Origin of the sequence: Paenibacillus agri, from assembly GCF_013359945.1 — a bacterium.
GTDB classification, from domain to species: Bacteria; Bacillota; Bacilli; order Paenibacillales; family Paenibacillaceae; genus Paenibacillus_AQ; species Paenibacillus_AQ agri.
Window position 1 is genome coordinate 1 of sequence record NZ_JABWCS010000134.1, and the last position, 407, is coordinate 407.

Here is a 407-nt window from a genome sequence, read left to right on the forward strand (position 1 = left end):
TTTCCTCTCTCCTTTCGGTTCAGCCCTTCCGTCAGCTGTTGCAACAGCTGACGTACTATGGCCTCTGCTGACTCCTGCCGGTTCAGCGCAGCCTCCCGGCTGCGGTTACAAGTTTTTTTTCTTGCATACCCGGCAGGCCTCCCCAGATAAGAACGCCATCTTTCCGCCCGCGCCTGCCCAAGTCTACGGCTGCAGCCCTTGGCAGCTTTGGATTTTGTCATGTTAAGGTGACTCATCCAGCTGCAACCGCCTCAAATTGGATTCGTGTACCTCAGGCCGTGCTTTTGCCTCCGGCTTCCTTCAGATTCCACCTCACGGTGGACACCCTTGCCTTTGGCTAACGGTAGGCGCTTGCCAGCCCCCGCTCGGGACTTTCACCCTAGAGATGACGCCCATGCTGGGCGTAC

1 protein-coding gene is annotated in these 407 nt (G+C 57.7%); it reads right to left on the reverse strand.

Features of this window, described 5'->3' with window-relative positions; all coding sequences use genetic code 11:
* Nucleotides 1-221: hypothetical protein (locus HPT30_RS00665; protein WP_175369656.1), on the reverse strand; the 221-nt coding region annotated here is incomplete at its 3' end.
* Nucleotides 222-407: the final 186 nt, after the last annotated feature.